The sequence below is a fragment of the Burkholderia sp. HI4860 genome (assembly GCF_002223045.2).
GTDB lineage: Bacteria > Pseudomonadota > Gammaproteobacteria > Burkholderiales > Burkholderiaceae > Burkholderia.
Window position 1 is genome coordinate 3,411,823 of the sequence record NZ_NKFO02000003.1, and the last position, 15,126, is coordinate 3,426,948.

12 protein-coding genes are annotated in these 15,126 nt (G+C 68.9%); 3 read left to right on the forward strand and 9 right to left on the reverse strand.

Annotated features, from left to right (window positions below; translation table 11 throughout):
- Nucleotides 1–36: 36 nt before the first annotated feature.
- Nucleotides 37–711: an arylesterase gene (locus tag CFB34_RS31270; protein ID WP_089440299.1), complete on the reverse strand. Its 675-nt coding sequence runs from the start codon at nucleotides 709–711 to the stop codon at nucleotides 37–39.
- On the opposite strand from CFB34_RS31270, the gene CFB34_RS31275 reads away from it, so the two are divergent.
- Nucleotides 710–1,423: an ABC transporter ATP-binding protein gene (locus CFB34_RS31275; RefSeq protein WP_089440298.1), complete on the forward strand. Its 714-nt coding sequence runs from the start codon at nucleotides 710–712 to the stop codon at nucleotides 1,421–1,423. The genes CFB34_RS31270 and CFB34_RS31275 overlap by 2 nt on opposite strands.
- A 70-nt stretch (nucleotides 1,424–1,493) precedes the next feature.
- Here CFB34_RS31275 and pgi read toward each other — a convergent pair whose 3' ends face one another.
- The 3 genes from pgi to CFB34_RS31290 all read right to left on the reverse strand — a co-directional run bounded on the left by pgi (nucleotide 1,494) and on the right by CFB34_RS31290 (nucleotide 6,126).
- Entirely contained in the window at nucleotides 1,494–3,116 is a 1,623-nt protein-coding gene (gene pgi / locus CFB34_RS31280) for a glucose-6-phosphate isomerase (protein WP_089440297.1), read from the reverse strand.
- Between the two features lie 111 nt (nucleotides 3,117–3,227).
- A complete protein-coding gene (locus CFB34_RS31285; RefSeq protein ID WP_089440296.1) occupies nucleotides 3,228–4,772 on the reverse strand; it encodes an NAD(P)H-hydrate dehydratase in 1,545 nt (514 codons plus the stop codon).
- Between the two features lie 52 nt (nucleotides 4,773–4,824).
- Nucleotides 4,825–6,126 carry an FAD-dependent oxidoreductase gene (locus CFB34_RS31290; RefSeq protein ID WP_089440295.1) on the reverse strand — a complete coding sequence of 434 codons (1,302 nt, stop codon included), beginning with the start codon at nucleotides 6,124–6,126 and terminating at the stop codon, nucleotides 4,825–4,827.
- Between the two features lie 331 nt (nucleotides 6,127–6,457).
- On the opposite strand from CFB34_RS31290, the gene purL reads away from it, so the two are divergent.
- On the forward strand, nucleotides 6,458–10,522 hold the full coding sequence (gene purL / locus CFB34_RS31295; RefSeq protein ID WP_089440294.1) for a phosphoribosylformylglycinamidine synthase: 4,065 nt from the start codon (nucleotides 6,458–6,460) through the stop codon (nucleotides 10,520–10,522).
- Between the two features lie 5 nt (nucleotides 10,523–10,527).
- Nucleotides 10,528–11,073: an N-acetyltransferase gene (locus CFB34_RS31300; RefSeq protein ID WP_089440411.1), complete on the forward strand. Its 546-nt coding sequence runs from the start codon at nucleotides 10,528–10,530 to the stop codon at nucleotides 11,071–11,073.
- Nucleotides 11,074–11,248: 175 nt separating this feature from the next.
- Here the strand turns inward: CFB34_RS31300 and CFB34_RS31305 are convergent, their stop codons facing one another.
- The 5 genes from CFB34_RS31305 to CFB34_RS31325 form a co-directional block, all read right to left on the reverse strand.
- Nucleotides 11,249–12,031 (reverse strand): peptidylprolyl isomerase, encoded by a 783-nt coding sequence (locus CFB34_RS31305; RefSeq protein WP_069248208.1) that lies wholly within the window; start codon nucleotides 12,029–12,031, stop codon nucleotides 11,249–11,251.
- A gap of 18 nt (nucleotides 12,032–12,049) precedes the next feature.
- The gene (locus tag CFB34_RS31310; protein WP_089440293.1) at nucleotides 12,050–12,358 is read right to left on the reverse strand and encodes a BolA family protein; all 309 of its coding nucleotides are present in this window, start codon (nucleotides 12,356–12,358) and stop codon (nucleotides 12,050–12,052) included.
- Between the two features lies 1 nt (nucleotide 12,359).
- A complete protein-coding gene (locus tag CFB34_RS31315) occupies nucleotides 12,360–12,890 on the reverse strand; it encodes a septation protein A (protein ID WP_011352350.1) in 531 nt (176 codons plus the stop codon).
- Nucleotides 12,891–13,016: 126 nt separating this feature from the next.
- Nucleotides 13,017–13,448: a peptide-methionine (R)-S-oxide reductase MsrB gene (gene msrB / locus CFB34_RS31320; RefSeq protein WP_089440292.1), complete on the reverse strand. Its 432-nt coding sequence runs from the start codon at nucleotides 13,446–13,448 to the stop codon at nucleotides 13,017–13,019.
- Nucleotides 13,449–13,492: 44 nt separating this feature from the next.
- On the reverse strand, nucleotides 13,493–15,061 hold the full coding sequence (locus tag CFB34_RS31325) for a protein adenylyltransferase SelO (protein WP_089440291.1): 1,569 nt from the start codon (nucleotides 15,059–15,061) through the stop codon (nucleotides 13,493–13,495).
- Between the last annotated feature and the right edge of the window lie 65 nt (nucleotides 15,062–15,126).

Consider the following 15,126-nt stretch of genomic DNA (forward strand, 5'->3'; position numbering starts at 1 on the left):
ATGCGGGGCTTTTTGTTTTCCGGCGGGGCGGCAGCGTCAGCCGCGCGGCTTGCCGAGCAGCGGCTTCAGCGCAGGCCAGACGTTGTCGAGCAGAATGCCTTGCGCCTGCTGCGCGGGATGCATCTGGTCGGCCTGGAACAACTCCGGCTTGTTCTCGATGCCGGCCAGCAGGAACGGCACGAGCGGCACGCCGAGATCCTTCGACAGCCGCGTATAGACGGCGTGGAACTTCTGCGTATAGTCGGGGCCGTAATTGGGTGGCACATACATGCCGACCAGCACGACCTTCGCCCGCGCCTGTCGCGCGCCGGCGATGATGTCGCGCAGGTTCTGCTCGGTCGTCGCGAGCGGCACGCCGCGCAGCGCATCGTTCGACCCGAGCTCGACGACGACGATCGACGGCTTGAGCCGTTGCAGCACCGCGGGCAGCCGCGCGCGGCCACCGCTCGTGGTGTCGCCGCTGACGCTGGCGTTCGCGACGCTATAATCGATTCGCTCGGTCGCGAGCCGTTGCCGCAGCAATGCCACCCAGCCGGTGTCGCGCGGTAGCCCGTATTCGGCCGACAGGCTGTCGCCGAGCACGACGATCACGGGCTGGCCTGATGTCGCCGCCGGCGTCGTTGCGGCGCGCGCCGGCACGGTGGCAGCGAGCAAGGTGCCCAGCAGCGCGGCGACCGCCGCGCGTCTTTTCCAGCGAAATGTCGTGTCCATGTTCAAGATTACCGATCCGATCATCGAAGTCCATGACGTATGCAAGCGGGTCGCCGATGCAACGGGCGAGCTGACGATCCTCGACGGCATCACACTTGCCGTGCAGCCGGGCAGCAGCCTCGCGATCGTCGGCGCGTCGGGGTCGGGCAAATCGACGCTGCTCGGCCTGCTTGCCGGGTTGGACAGCGCGACGAGCGGCACGGTTCGCCTGCTCGGTCGCGCGCTCGACCAGCTCGACGAGGATGCGCGCGCGGCGCTGCGCAACGGCGCAGTCGGCTTCGTGTTCCAGTCGTTCCAGTTGATGCCGCACCTGACGGCGCTCGAGAACGTGATGCTGCCGCTCGAACTGCAGGGCGGCATCAGCGCGCGTGAGGCAGCCGATCGCGCCCGGGCGCTGCTCGTGCAGGTCGGTCTCGGTGAGCGCACCGCGCATTATCCGAAGCTGTTGTCCGGGGGCGAGCAGCAGCGCGTCGCGCTTGCACGCGCATTCGTCACGCGCCCGGCGATTCTGTTCGCCGACGAGCCGACCGGCAGCCTCGATGCGGCCACCGGGCATGCCGTCATCGACCTGATGTTCGAACTGAACCGCACGCACGGTGCCACGCTCGTGCTCGTCACGCACGATGTCGAACTTGCGCGCCGCTGTGCGACGACCGTGACGATCGACGCCGGACGCATCGTCGAGCCGCACGCGGAGCGGCGCGGCACCTGAATGGAGCGGCCGGCCGCGCAAGCAGGGCTGCGCGGCCGGCATCGGCATGGCGCCGCGATACCCGAGCGCGTCAGCGCTTCAGCGCCGCGCGGGCGCGCTCGATCAGCGCGGTGGTCGACGAGTCGTGCTTGGCCGGATCGACCGACTCGGCCGTCAGGTCGGCTTCCACCACCTTGCCGAGAATCTTGCCGAGCTCGACGCCCCACTGGTCGAACGGATTGATGTCCCACACCGTTGCCTGCACGAGCACCTTGTGTTCGTACAGCGCGATCAGCGCGCCGAGCGTGCGCGGCGTCAGCGCCTCGACGAGCAGCGTCGTCGTCGGGCGGTTGCCCGGGAACGTCAGGTGCGGCGCGAGCGCCTCCTTGCCCGGGCCCGCCACCTTGCGCGCTTCGTCGAGCGTGCGGCCGAGCATCAGCGCCTCACTCTGCGCAAAGCAGTTCGCCAGCAGCTTCGGATGATGGCTCGCGAGCGGATGCTCGGGCGTCAGCACCGCGATGAAGTCGATCGGCACGATCGTCGGCCCCTGGTGCAGCATCTGGAAGAACGCGTGCTGGCCGTTGGTGCCCGGCTCGCCCCACGTGACGGCGGAGGTCGGGTAGTCGACGAAGGTGCCGTCCAGGCGCGCGGATTTGCCGTTGCTCTCCATTTCGAGCTGCTGCAGGTACGACGGCAGGTAGTGCAGCGCTTCCGAATACGGTGCGACGAGATAGCTCTGCGAACCGAAGAAATTCCGGTACCAGATGCCGATCAGGCCGAGCAGCACGGGCAGGTTGCGCTCGAGCGGCGCTTCGCGGAAATGACGGTCCATGTCGTTCGCGCCGGCCAGCAGCTCGTCGAACTGCTCGGGGCCGATCGCGATCATGATCGACAGGCCGACTGCCGACCACAGCGAATAGCGGCCGCCGACCCAGTCCCACATTTCGAACACGTTGTCCGCGGCGATGCCGAACTTCACGACTTCCGCCGGGTTCGCCGACACGCCGACGAAGTGCTTCGCGAGCGCGTCCTCGGGGCAGCCGCGCGCGACGAACCAGTCGCGCAGCGAGCGTGCGTTCGTCATCGTCTCGAGCGTCGTGAACGTCTTCGACACGATGATCGCGAGCGTTTCTTCGGGGTCGACCTGCTCGAGCACGCGCGCGAGATCGGCGCCGTCGACGTTCGACACGAAGTGCGTGGAGATTTCAGGCGTCGCGACGTGATGCAGCGCATGCACGACCATCTTCGGCCCGAGATCGGAGCCGCCGATGCCGATGTTGATCACGTGGCGGATGCGCTTGCCGGTGTAGCCCGTCCACGTGCCGCTGCGCACGGCGCGCGCGAAGGTCGCCATTTTCGCGCGCTCGGCGCTGATCTGCGCGTGGAACGGCGCTTGCGGATCGGTCGCGCGCAGCGCGGTGTGCAGCGCGGCACGGCCTTCGGTCGGGTTGACGATCTCGCCCGCGAACATCGCGTCGCGGCGTGCTTCGACGCCCGCGTCGCGCGCGAGCTGGACGAGCAGGCGCAGCGTCTCGTCATTGATGCGGTTCTTCGAGAAATCGGCCGCGAGGCCGCCGCCTGCGAGCGTGAAGCGTTCGGCACGCGTCGGCGCGTGGTCGTGTTCCGGCGCGAACCAGTCGCGCAGGCGAGCATGGCGGATTTGCTCGAAGTGGGATTGAAGGGCAGTCCAGGCGGGGAGCGAATTCAGCGTCATGGCGGTTCGAGTGAAGCGTGAATCGGGAGGAATGCCGCGCCGGCTCATCGGGATCGGAAGGCCGGCGGACGAGAGGGCCCGCCGTGCGGCGGGGCAGTCAGTATAGCGGCCTTATGTGTCGGCGCGCGGCGACGCATAAAAAAGGCGATTGATCAGCGTGCGCACCATCGGCGCGAGTTCGCCGGCCGTGAGTCCGGCCGGGCCGGTGCCGTGTGCGGTCAGCGTGTCGGCCGCGAGGCCGTGCAGGTAGACGCCCGCGAGCGCTGCCTCGTACGGTGCGACGCGCTGCGCGAGCAACGCGCCGATCAGTCCGCCGAGTACGTCGCCGGTGCCGCCCGTCGCGAGCGCCGCATTGCCGGTCGGATTGATCGTCACGCGGCCGTCGGGCGCCGCAATCACCGTGCCCGAGCCTTTCAGCACGACGTTCGCCACGTAGCGAGCCGCGAGCGCCTGCGCGGCCGCCACGCGGTCGCGCTGGATGGTCGCCGTGTCGCTGCCGAGCAACCGGGCGGCTTCGAGCGGATGCGGCGTCAGCACGCACGGATTGCCGCGCGTACCGCGCGTGGCGACGGCGGTCGCGAGATCGGCATGTGTCGCGACGAGGTTCAGCGCATCGGCATCGAGCAGCGTCGCGGCATCGTGTGCGAGCACGTCGCGCACGAGCGTCGTCGCCGCCTCGCGCGTACCCAGCCCGCAGCCGGCCGCGATCGCGGTCATCGCGCCGAGCTCGAGGCCGTCGGCCGGATGCAGCATCAGTTCGGGGAACGGCGGGTCGTACGGCGGCGCACCGGCGCCGAGGAAGCCGACGTGCACCTTGCCGGCACCGGCGAACAGCGCGGCGCGGGCGGCCAGGATCGGCGCACCGCACATGCCCATGTCGCCGCCGAGCACGGCGACACTCCCGAACGTGCCCTTGTGCGACGCGAATGCGCGCGCGGGCAGCGCGGCGGCGAACCGCGCGGGCGCGTTCAGCACGATGGCCGGCGCCGCGGGCGGCGCGACGCCGAGCGAGGCGACGTCGATCTCGCCGGCGAGATCGCGGCCTTCGCCGGTGTAGAGGCCCGGTTTCGCGGCGATGAAAGTGAGCGTATGGGTAGCGGCAACAGCGACGCCCGCGCCGACGATCTGGCCCGTATCGCTGTCGAGCCCGCTCGGTACATCGAGGGCGAGCACCTGGCTGCCGCTGCGCGCATGCGCGGCGATGCGCTGGGCCTGCTCGGCGAATGCGCCGTCGAGCGCGCGGCCGAGACCGATGCCGAACAGCCCGTCGACGACCCATGCAAAGCCGTCCAGCGAAGCAGGCGGTGTGGCGGACAGCGGTACGCCGGCTGCGCGCGCGAGGCCGAGCGCCCATTGCGCGTCGTCCGGTTTCACCGGCACCGGCATCCACGCTTGCGTGGCGACGCCGAGCTGCTGGAGGTGAGCGGCGGCAACCAGCGCGTCACCACCGTTGTTGCCCGGGCCGACCGCGAACCACACGGGGCGGTCGTCGCCGGCCATGCGCTCGGACAGCCAGTGCGCGGCCGCGGCGCCGGCGCGGCCCATCAGCGTATGCGGCGGCAGCGCCGCCGCCGCGTCGGTTTCGGCCGTGCGCAGGTCGGTGACGCGCAGCAGCGCGATCGGAGCGGAATCGGGGAGCGGGCGGGTAACGGTCATCGCGGGGTCGTGGCGGCTGGCTAGGTGGCCGCCGGGAGCGGGCCCGCGGCGGTCAGGTCGTGAAGCGCCCGGCGCGTAGCGCGGCGAGCGTGTCGGCGGGCCAGTGCTGCACGTCGCCGCCCAGATAGTCGGTCACCACTTTAGCAGACCCGCATGCGAGCCCCCAGCCGGCCGGGCCGTGTCCGAAATTGACGAACACGCGCGGATGCGGGGTCGGACCGACGACCGGCAGGCCGTCCGGCGACAGCAACTGCGTGCCTTGCCACGACAACGCGGCCGAGATCCGCGCGGCGCCGGGCACCCAGTCGTGGACGGCCTGGCCGAGCAGCGCGAGCGCGGCCTCGGACAGCGGCTCGGCGAGCGGCTTCGCGGTATCGGGCAGGCTCTGCAGCACGGCGCCACCGCCGACGCGCAGGCGCTGGTGCGTGCGCGTGATCGAGATCCGCTTGATCGAATCGATGACGTTCAAGTGCGGCGCGTGTTCTTCGTACGCGACGGGTGCGGTGAGCGTATGGACGCGCACCGGATGGAGCGGCAGACGCCAGCCGAGCCGGTCGAGCAGCGGCAGGCTGCCGGCGCCGGCGGCGACCACGATCGCATCGGCGGAAATCACGTCGACCTCGCGTGCGTTCGACGCGCGCCGGTCGCCGGGCGGGACGAGCTCGACCGCGGCACGGCCGGTGTCGACGCGGATCGCGGCGACTTCCGCCCCGAAGCGGAACTGCACGCCGTGCTCGTCGAGCGTCTGCTTGACCAGTTTCGCGAACAGCGGGCAATTGCCGGTGCGTTCGGTCTCGAGCAGCACGCCGCCGGCGAAGCCGGGTTCGGCCGGCACCGACGGTTCGAGCGTCGCGCATTCGTCGGCGGAGAGCAGGCGGTACGGCTGGTCGAGCGTGCGCAGCAGGTCGAGCGCCGGCTGCATCGCGTCCCAGTCGCGCGCATCGCGCACCACGTGCAGGATGCCGGGCTTCTGTTCGAATTCGAGTTCGAGGCGCGTCTCGATGTCGGCGAGCGTGTCGCGCGACGCATCGATCAGCGGGCGCAGCCGCGCGTACTGGGCGGCGAACGCGTCGGGTTCGCGCAGCGTGCCGAGCTGCTTGACGAAGCGGCGCACGCCGCCGTTGAAGCCCGGCTTGTAGACGATGCCGCTGTCGCGCGGCTGGCGCTGGCGCATGAAGGTCGGGCCGAACCAGACGTCGAGCGGGCTCGGCAGCAGCGCGCCGCCGTCGCCGTAGGTCGCACCCTGCGCGACGGTGGCGTGACGTTCGACCACGCACACGCGATGGCCGACCGCGCGCAACTGGTAGGCGGTGGCGACGCCGCTGATTCCGCCGCCGATGACGATGACATCCATGGATTGCTTCGATGACGGGCGGCGCGCAGGCGCCGCCCGGTGAGAATTCGCTGAGGGCCCCGGCCCGGTGAACCCGGAATGATAGCGCCAAAATCGCGCGAACCGGCGCCGGGCGAGCACGGACCGTGCAGCCGCGCCACGGCCGCCGGCTGCCGCGCCCGCGCGGGGCGGCCCGGCGGGCGGGCTGTGCGCGGCGCGCACCGTGGCACCGTTGCGGTGCATGCACGCTACCGATTGGCCGGTCTGGGGCGACCGACTTCCGGGTATAATTACGGCCTTCCTTTCGCCCCACGTCGCCACCTCGCGCGACTCATCGACGTCAGTCCAGCCCATGGCTCACTTCTCGTGTTTTCCCGGCGCTTCGGCCCTCTCCGATTTCCGTCAAACCCGTCTGCTCGACACGCTCAAGCAAATCGACGCCAACATCGTCGCGGTGCGCGGGCAGTTCCTGCACTTCGTCAATGCGGCCGAGCCGCTGTCGGCCGACGACAGCGCGCGCATCGACGCGCTGATGCACTACGGCGCGCCGTTCGAGCCGGCGACCGAGAAGGGCACCGCCGAGACCTTCGTCGTGCTGCCGCGCTTCGGCACGGTCTCGCCGTGGGCGAGCAAGGCGACCGACATCGCGCAGCACTGCGGTCTCACGCAGGTGCGCCGCATCGAGCGCGGCGTCGAATTCACGGTCACGCTGAAGTCAGGCTTGCTCGGCGGCAAGAAGGCGCTGTCGGACGACGCGCGCGCAGCCGTGGCAGCCGCGCTGCATGACCGGATGACCGAAAGCGTGGTCGCGGCACGCGACGACGCGAAGCACCTGTTCGACGAACTGCCGGCCAAGCCGCTCGCGCGCGTCGACGTGCTGGGCGTCGGCCGCGGCGCGCTCGAACGCGCGAACGTCGAGTTGGGCCTCGCGCTCGCCGACGACGAGATCGATTACCTCGTTGATGCATTCCGCAAGCTCGAACGCAACCCGACCGACGTGGAACTGATGATGTTCGCGCAGGCGAACAGCGAGCACTGCCGCCACAAGATCTTCAACGCGCAGTGGACGATCGACGGTGAACCGCAGGACATGTCGCTGTTCGCGATGATCCGCAACACCGAGAAGCTGAACCCGCAGGGCACGATCGTCGCGTATTCGGACAACTCGTCGATCATGGTCGGCGCCGAAGCCGAACGCTGGTTCCCGCGCAACGCAGGCGCGGCCGGCGAGCCGGGTGAACGCTATGGCCGCCACACCGAGCTCACGCACACGCTGATGAAGGTCGAGACGCACAACCACCCGACGGCGATCTCGCCGTTCCCGGGTGCGGCGACCGGCGCGGGCGGCGAGATCCGCGACGAAGGCGCGACGGGCCGCGGTGCGCGCCCGAAGGCCGGCCTCACGGGCTTCACCGTGTCGAACCTCGATCTGCCCGACGCACGCCAGTCGTGGGAAAACGCGCGCGACGCGGCCCAGCCCGTCGGCGAGCGCAACCCGAACGAGGCGCACGGCCCGTACGGGCGCCCCGACCGCATCGCGTCGCCGCTGCAGATCATGATCGACGGCCCGCTCGGCGGCGCCGCGTTCAACAACGAATTCGGCCGTCCGAACCTCGGCGGCTATTTCCGCGTGTACGAGCAGAACGTCGGCGGGAAGGTGCACGGCTATCACAAGCCGATCATGATCGCGGGCGGCCTCGGTAACATCGCCGACCAACATACGCACAAGCACGACGTGCCGGCCGGCTCGCTGCTGATCCAGATCGGCGGCCCGGGCATGCGCATCGGCATGGGCGGCGGCGCCGCGAGCTCGATGGCGACCGGTGCGAACACGGCCGAACTCGACTTCGACTCGGTGCAGCGCGGCAACCCGGAAATCGAGCGTCGCGCCCAGGAAGTGATCAACGGCTGCTGGCAGCTCGGCGCGGAAAACCCGATCCTGAGCATCCACGACGTCGGCGCGGGCGGCCTGTCGAACGCGTTCCCCGAGATCGTCGACGGTGCGGGCAAGGGCGCGCGCTTCGAGCTGCGCAAGGTCGCGCTCGAGGAGTCGGGCCTGTCGCCGCGCGAAATCTGGTCGAACGAAGCGCAAGAGCGCTACGTGCTGGCGATCGCGCCGGCCGACCTGCCGCGCTTCGAGGCGATCTGCGCCCGCGAGCGCTGCCCGTTCGCGGTGGTCGGTGTCGCGACCGACGAGCGCCAGCTGAAGCTCGTCGACGACGAGGCGACGGGCGCCGACGAATACCCGGTCGACATGCCGATGGAAGTGCTGCTCGGCAAGCCGCCGCGCATGCATCGCGACGTCACGCGCGTGACGACCGAGCGTGCGCCGGTCGACGTGACGGGCATCGCATTGTCGGCGGTCGCGGTCGACGTGCTGAAGCACCCGACGGTCGGCAGCAAGTCGTTCCTGATCACGATCGGCGACCGCTCGGTCGGCGGCACGTCGGTGCGTGACCAGATGGTCGGCCCGTGGCAAGTGCCGGTGGCCGACTGCGCGGTCACCGCGCTCGACTACGCGGGCTTCAAGGGCGAGGCGATGACGATGGCCGAGCGCACGCCGCTCGCCGTGATCAATGCACCGGCATCGGGCCGCATGGCGGTCGGCGAGGCGATCACGAACATCGCGAGCGCGCCGATCGCGGCGCTCGACAAGCTGAAGCTGTCGGCGAACTGGATGGCGGCATGCGGCACGGCCGGCGAGGACGCCGCGTTGTTCGACACGGTCAAGGCGATCGGCATGGAGCTGTGCCCGGCGCTCGGGATCGGCATCCCGGTCGGCAAGGATTCGCTGTCGATGAAGACGAAGTGGGACGAGCAGGGCGTCGCGAAGGAAGTGGTGTCGCCGGTGTCGCTGATCATCTCCGCGTTCGCGCCGGTCGAGGACGTGCGCCGTCACCTGACGCCGCAATTGCGCCGCATCGCCGACGCGGGCGACAGCGTGCTGATCGCGATCGATCTCGGCCGCGGCAAGAACCGGATGGGCGGCAGCATCTTCGCGCAGGTCACGCAGCAGGTGGGCGACACGACGCCGGACGTCGACGATGCGGAAGACCTGAAGCGCTTCTTCAACGCGATCCAGTCGCTCAATGCGCAAGACAAGCTGCTGGCATACCACGACCGCTCGGACGGCGGCCTGTGGGCGACGGTGTGCGAAATGGCGTTCGCGGGCCACGCGGGCGTGTCGCTGAACGTCGACATGCTGACGCTCGACCCGAATCACGAATCCGACTATGGCGACGCGAAGGACTGGGCGAAGCAGACGAGCGGCCGCCGCGAGGATCGCACGCTGCGCGCGCTGTTCTCCGAGGAACTCGGCGCTGTCGTGCAGGTGCGTGCGACCGATCGCGACGCGGTGCTCGGCGTGCTGCGCGAGTTCGGCCTGTCGGCGTGCTCGCACGTGATCGGCTCGGTCAACGATCGCGACGTGATCGAGGTGTACCGCGACGCGAAGAAGATCTTCGACGCACCGCGCACCGAACTCCATCGCGCATGGAGCGAAGTGAGCTGGCGCATCGCGCGCCTGCGTGACAACCCCGCGTGTGCGGATGCCGAATACGACGCACTGCTCGACGCGGCTGATCCGGGCATCTCGCCGGTGCTGAGCTTCGATCCGGCCGACGACATCGCCGCGCCGTTCATCGCGACGGGCGCACGGCCGCGCGTCGCGATCCTGCGCGAGCAGGGCGTGAACTCGCATCTGGAAACGGCCTACGCGTTCGACCGCGCGGGCTTCGATGCACACGACGTGCACATGAGCGACCTGCTCGCCGGCCGTGCCACGCTCGCCGATTTCGCGGGTGCGGTCGCATGCGGCGGCTTCTCGTACGGTGACGTACTGGGCGCGGGCGAAGGCTGGGCGAAGACGATCCGCTTCAACGCGAACCTCGCCGACATGTTCTCGGCCTTCTTCGCACGTCCCGACACGTTCGCGCTCGGCATCTGCAACGGCTGCCAGATGCTGTCGAGCCTCGCGTCAATGATCCCGGGCGCGCAGGCGTGGCCGAAGTTCACGCGCAACAAGTCCGAGCAGTTCGAGGCGCGCTTCTCGTTCGTCGAAGTGGAGAAGTCGCCGTCGATCTTCTTCGCGGGGATGGAAGGTTCGCGGATTCCGGTCGCGGTCGCGCACGGCGAAGGCTATGCGGACTTCTCGCAGCAGGGCGACATCGATCGCGTCGCGGTCGCGATGCGTTACGTCGACCACCGCGGCGAAGCGACCGAGCGTTATCCGTTCAACCCGAACGGCTCGCCGGCCGGCATCACGTCGGTCACGACGGCCGACGGGCGCTTCTCGGTGCTGATGCCGCACATGGAGCGCGTGCATCGCACGGTCGCGATGAGCTGGCACCCGGAAAGCTGGGGTGAAGCGAGCCCGTGGATGCGCGTGTTCCGCAACGCGCGCCGCTGGATCGGCTGATCGGGATGATGTTCGACCCGAACGCGCCGGTCGAGGTCGTCACGCTGCGCGACGAGCGCGCGAGCGAGGCCGGCGCGATCGGCCGCGTGATCGTCGCCGCGTTCGCGGGCGAGCCGGAAGCCGGCCAGTTCGAACGGCGGATCGTCGATACGCTGCGGGCGGACGGTGCGTTGAGCGTCTCGCTCGTCGCGGAGCGCGACGGCCGCCTGATCGGGCACGTTGCGTTCTCGCCGGTGTCGATCGGTGGCGAACCGTCCGGCAGCCAGGGCTGGTACGGGCTGGCGCCGCTCGCGGTGCTGCCCGACTGCCAGCGGCAGAGCATCGGTGCGGGACTGGTGCGCACGGGGCTCGACGCGTTGCGCCGGCTTGGCGCGCGCGGTTGCGTGCTGCTCGGCGAACCCGCGTACTACACGCGGTTCGGCTTTGCGCCATCCGGCGACATCGTGTTCCCGGGCGTACCGCCCGAGTATTTCCTCGCGCTGTCGCTCGACGCTTCGGCGCCGCGGCCGTCGGGTGACGTTCGCTATCACGACGTGTTCTATCCCGCGTAGCCTGCCGCGCTTGCGGTGCGCGTGAATCCGGCACGGGAAAGGCCGCTCTTCGGAGCGGCCTTTTTCATTTGCCGGGCTGCAAGCGCATCGTGACGCGTCTGCAGGCAGTGTGCGCGGGCAATAAAAAAGCCGCTCCGAAGAGCGGCTTTCGATACGCGTGCGGTGCGTGCCGGCGTTACTTGACCGTTGCCTGCTGGCGCAGACCTTCCTCGAACGCCTGCAGCTTCTGCTGCACGAGCTGTTGCGCGATTTGCGCCTTCACCTGCTCGAGCGGCGGCGGGGCGATGTCGCGGATGTCGTCGACGCGGATGATGTGCCAGCCGAACTGGGTCTTCACCGGCGTGTCGGTCATCTGGCCTTTCTGCAGCTTCTGCGCGGCCGCCGCGAATTCCGGCACGTACGCCTTCGGGTCGGACCAGTCGAGATCGCCGCCGTTCTTGCCCGAACCCGGATCCTTCGAGTATTGCTTCGCGAGATCCTCGAACTTCGCGCCGGCCTTGATCTTCGCGATCAGGTCCTTCGCCTGCTGCTCGTCGCTGACGAGGATGTGGTGCAGGTGGTATTCGCGATTGCCGCCGGCCCCCTTGACGAGGTCGTCGTAACGCGCCTTCACTTCGGCGTCGGTCGGCTGGTTCTTCTTCAGGAAGCTCTCGATCATCGAGCGCAGCACGACGGTCTGCTGCGCGACGGCGACCTGCGCCTTCACGTCCGGACGGTTCGGGATGCCTTCACGGATCGCTTCCTGCATCAGGATTTCGCGGTTCACGAGTTCCTGGCGCACGGCCTGCTGCAGTTGCGGGCTGTCGGTCTGGCCTTGCTGGACGAGCTGAGCCACCATCGCGTCGGCGCGCGACTTCGGAATCGGCGTGCCGTTGACGACGGCGATGTTCTGGGCAAATGCCGGTGCCGCTGCAAAAGCAGCCGCCGCGACCCACAGGCGGGGGGATTTCAGGATCATCGGGAATTCCTAATGAGACTAGATTGAAGATTCGTTGAATTCTTCGGGCGTGTAAGCCACGATCGCGAGCGCGTGAATGCCGCGCTGCATCGCATCAGCGAGCGCATCATACACCAGCCGGTGCCGCGCGACGCGCGGCTTGCCCGCGAAGGCGGACGACACGATCGTGACCGTGAAATGGCCGCCGGCGGACGCGCCGGCGTGGCCCGCGTGCTGCGCGCTGTCGTCGCGCACGGTGAGCGACAGCGGGGCGAGCGCTGCGGTGAGGCGCGCTTCGATCAGCGCGATGCGCTCGTCGGGCGACGCGTGGAGAAAGGCGTCCGTCATGTCATTCGTCCTTCAGGTATTTCGTGAGCCACAGGCTCTGCAGGATGATGAATACGACCATCGCGCCTGTCGTGCCGAACAGCTTGAAGTTCACCCATTGCGATTCGGTGAAGTTGTGCACCACGTACAGGTTCGCGACACCGAGCACCGCGAAGAACAGCGCCCAGGCGACGTTCAGCTTGTCCCACACCGGGTGCGGCAGCGTGAGCTGCTTGCCCATCATCTTCTCGATCAGGTTGTTGCCGAACGCATAGCGCGCGGCGAGCAGCCCGATCGCAAACAGCCAGTACAGCACAGTCGGTTTCCATTGAATGAATTTCTCGTCATGCAGGACGAGGGTGGCGCCACCGAAAACGACGATCACGCCGAGGCTGACCCACAGCATCGTGTCGACCTTCCGGTGCCGGAAGGCAACCCAGGCGACCTGGGCCAGCGTCGCGACGATCGCGACGGCGGTGGCGGTAAAGATGCCCCAGACCTTGAAGGCGGCAAAAAACAGGATGATCGGAAACAGATCGAACAGGAATTTCATGGCGCTCGCAGCTGCGTGAAAGGCCGCTTGCGCGGCCTTTCACCGTTGTAGGGACCCGCCAGGCACCGCCGGAGCGGATCGGGGCGGTGGCGCGAGGGGCGCCCCCGCGGATCCGCCCGGCGCCGCTCATTCGTTTTCGGGTCGGGACTCGAAGTTTAACGCAGCCGAATTGATGCAGTACCGCAAACCGGTCTTGTCGCGCGGGCCGTCCTCGAAGACGTGGCCCAGATGCGCGCCGCAGTGGTTGCAGCGCACCTCGACGCGCACCATCCCGTGCGAGTAGTCGACCTTTTCGTCGATCACCTCGCCGTTGAGCGGCTTGAAGTAGCTGGGCCAGCCGCAGCCCGAGTGGAACTTGGCGCCGGATTCGAACAGCGGCGTGCTGCAGACGACGCATTTGTAGATGCCGTCGTCTTCGGTGTCGGTGTATTCGCCGGTGAAGGCGCGCTCGGTCGCCGCATGCTGCGTGACTTCGTACTGCATCGGCGTGAGCCGGCGGCGCAGCTCGGCGTCGTCCTTCTGGTACGGGAAGGTCTTGTCGTCGGAATCGTGGGACATGTGGGGTTCTCCTGATCGGTCGGTCGATACGCGCGGGTCGGGGCTCAGGACGAGCAGCTCACTTCGAGCGACCCGGCCCAGTCGGGCGGCAACGCCGCGTACGCTTCATGCTCCGGTTGTTCGTCGAACGGGCGGCGCAGGATCTGCGCGAGCCGCTCGACTTCCGAAAAATCCTTTTCCTTCGCGCGCCGGATCGCGACTTCGGCCAGATGGTTGCGCAACACGTATTTCGGGTTCGCGCGGTTCATCGCGGCGGCACGTGCCGCGTCGTCGCGTGTTTCCTCGGACAGCCGCGCACGGTAGAGGTTCGCCCACGCATCGAACGCGTCGCGGTCGATGAACAGGTCGCGCACGGGCGCGTCGCGGCTCGCGTCGTGCTTCGAGATCTGCGCGAGCCGGCGGAACGTCAGCGTGAAATCCGCGTGGCTCGCGTGCATCGTCTCGAGCAGCTGGTTCGCGAGCTCGGCATCGTTCTCGCGTTCGAGCGCCAGGCCGAGCTTCGCGCGCATCGCACGTTCGAGCGCGGGGCCGAAACGTTCCGGAAATTTCGCGAGCACGGCCTGCGCGTCCTCCACCGCACGTTCGGCGCGCGCATCGTCGTCGGCGATGCCGTGCTGCAGGCCGATCAGCGGCAGCAGCGCCTGCGCGAGGCAATAGCAGTTCCAGTGCGCGATGCGCGGCTGCATCCGGTATGCGTAGCGGCCGCTCGTATCCGAGTGGTTGCAGATGTGGTTCGCGTCGAACGCGTCGACGAAGCCGAACGGGCCGTAGTCGATCGTCACGCCGAGGATCGACATGTTGTCGGTGTTCATCACGCCGTGGCAGAAGCCGACGGCCTGCCACTGCGCGACGAGGTCGGCCGTGCGCAGCGTCGCGGCCTCGAGCAGCGCGAGGTACGGATCGTCGGCGCGGCGGCAATCCGGATAGAAGCGGTCGATCACGTGGTCGGCGAGCTGGCGCAGCAGGTCGGGGCGATCGTTCGAGAAGAAGTGCTCGAAGTGGCCGAAGCGCACGAAGCTCTCCGACACGCGCGTGACGACGGCCGACGTCTCGATCTCCTCGCGCACCACCGGCTGGTCGGAACCGATCACCGTCAGGGCGCGCGTGGTCGGGATGCCGAGATGATGCATCGCTTCCGAGCACAGGAATTCGCGGATCGACGAGCGCAGCACCGCGCGGCCGTCACCCATGCGCGAGTAAGGCGTGCGGCCGCTGCCTTTCAGCTGCAGCTCGTAGCGGCGGCCGTCCGTGCCGGTGCGCTCGCCGATCGTCAGCGCGCGGCCGTCGCCGAGCTGACCGGCCCACACGCCGAACTGGTGGCCGGAATACACCGCTGCATACGGCATCGCGTGCGCGGGCCAGTCGCGTGTCGGGTTGCCGGCGAACAGGTCGGCGAAGCCGGGCTGCGCGGCGATCGACGGCGGCAGGTCGAGCAGTTGCGCGACTTCGCCGGAAAAGCCGACGACATACGGCGCGGCCAGCGGCGCGGCCGGCAGCCGCGTATGAAACGCGTCGCCGAGCGTGACGAACGCGCCAGTGGCGGGCTCGCCGAGCGTGGCGGCGAGGTCGGGGAGGGTGTCAGCCGGATCGGCTGCGCTTCGGGAAAACGACATGTTGAGCGCCTCTGGGTAAGCCGATATTGTAAGGCGGCGCCGCGCCGCCCGCATGGTGGCCCGCG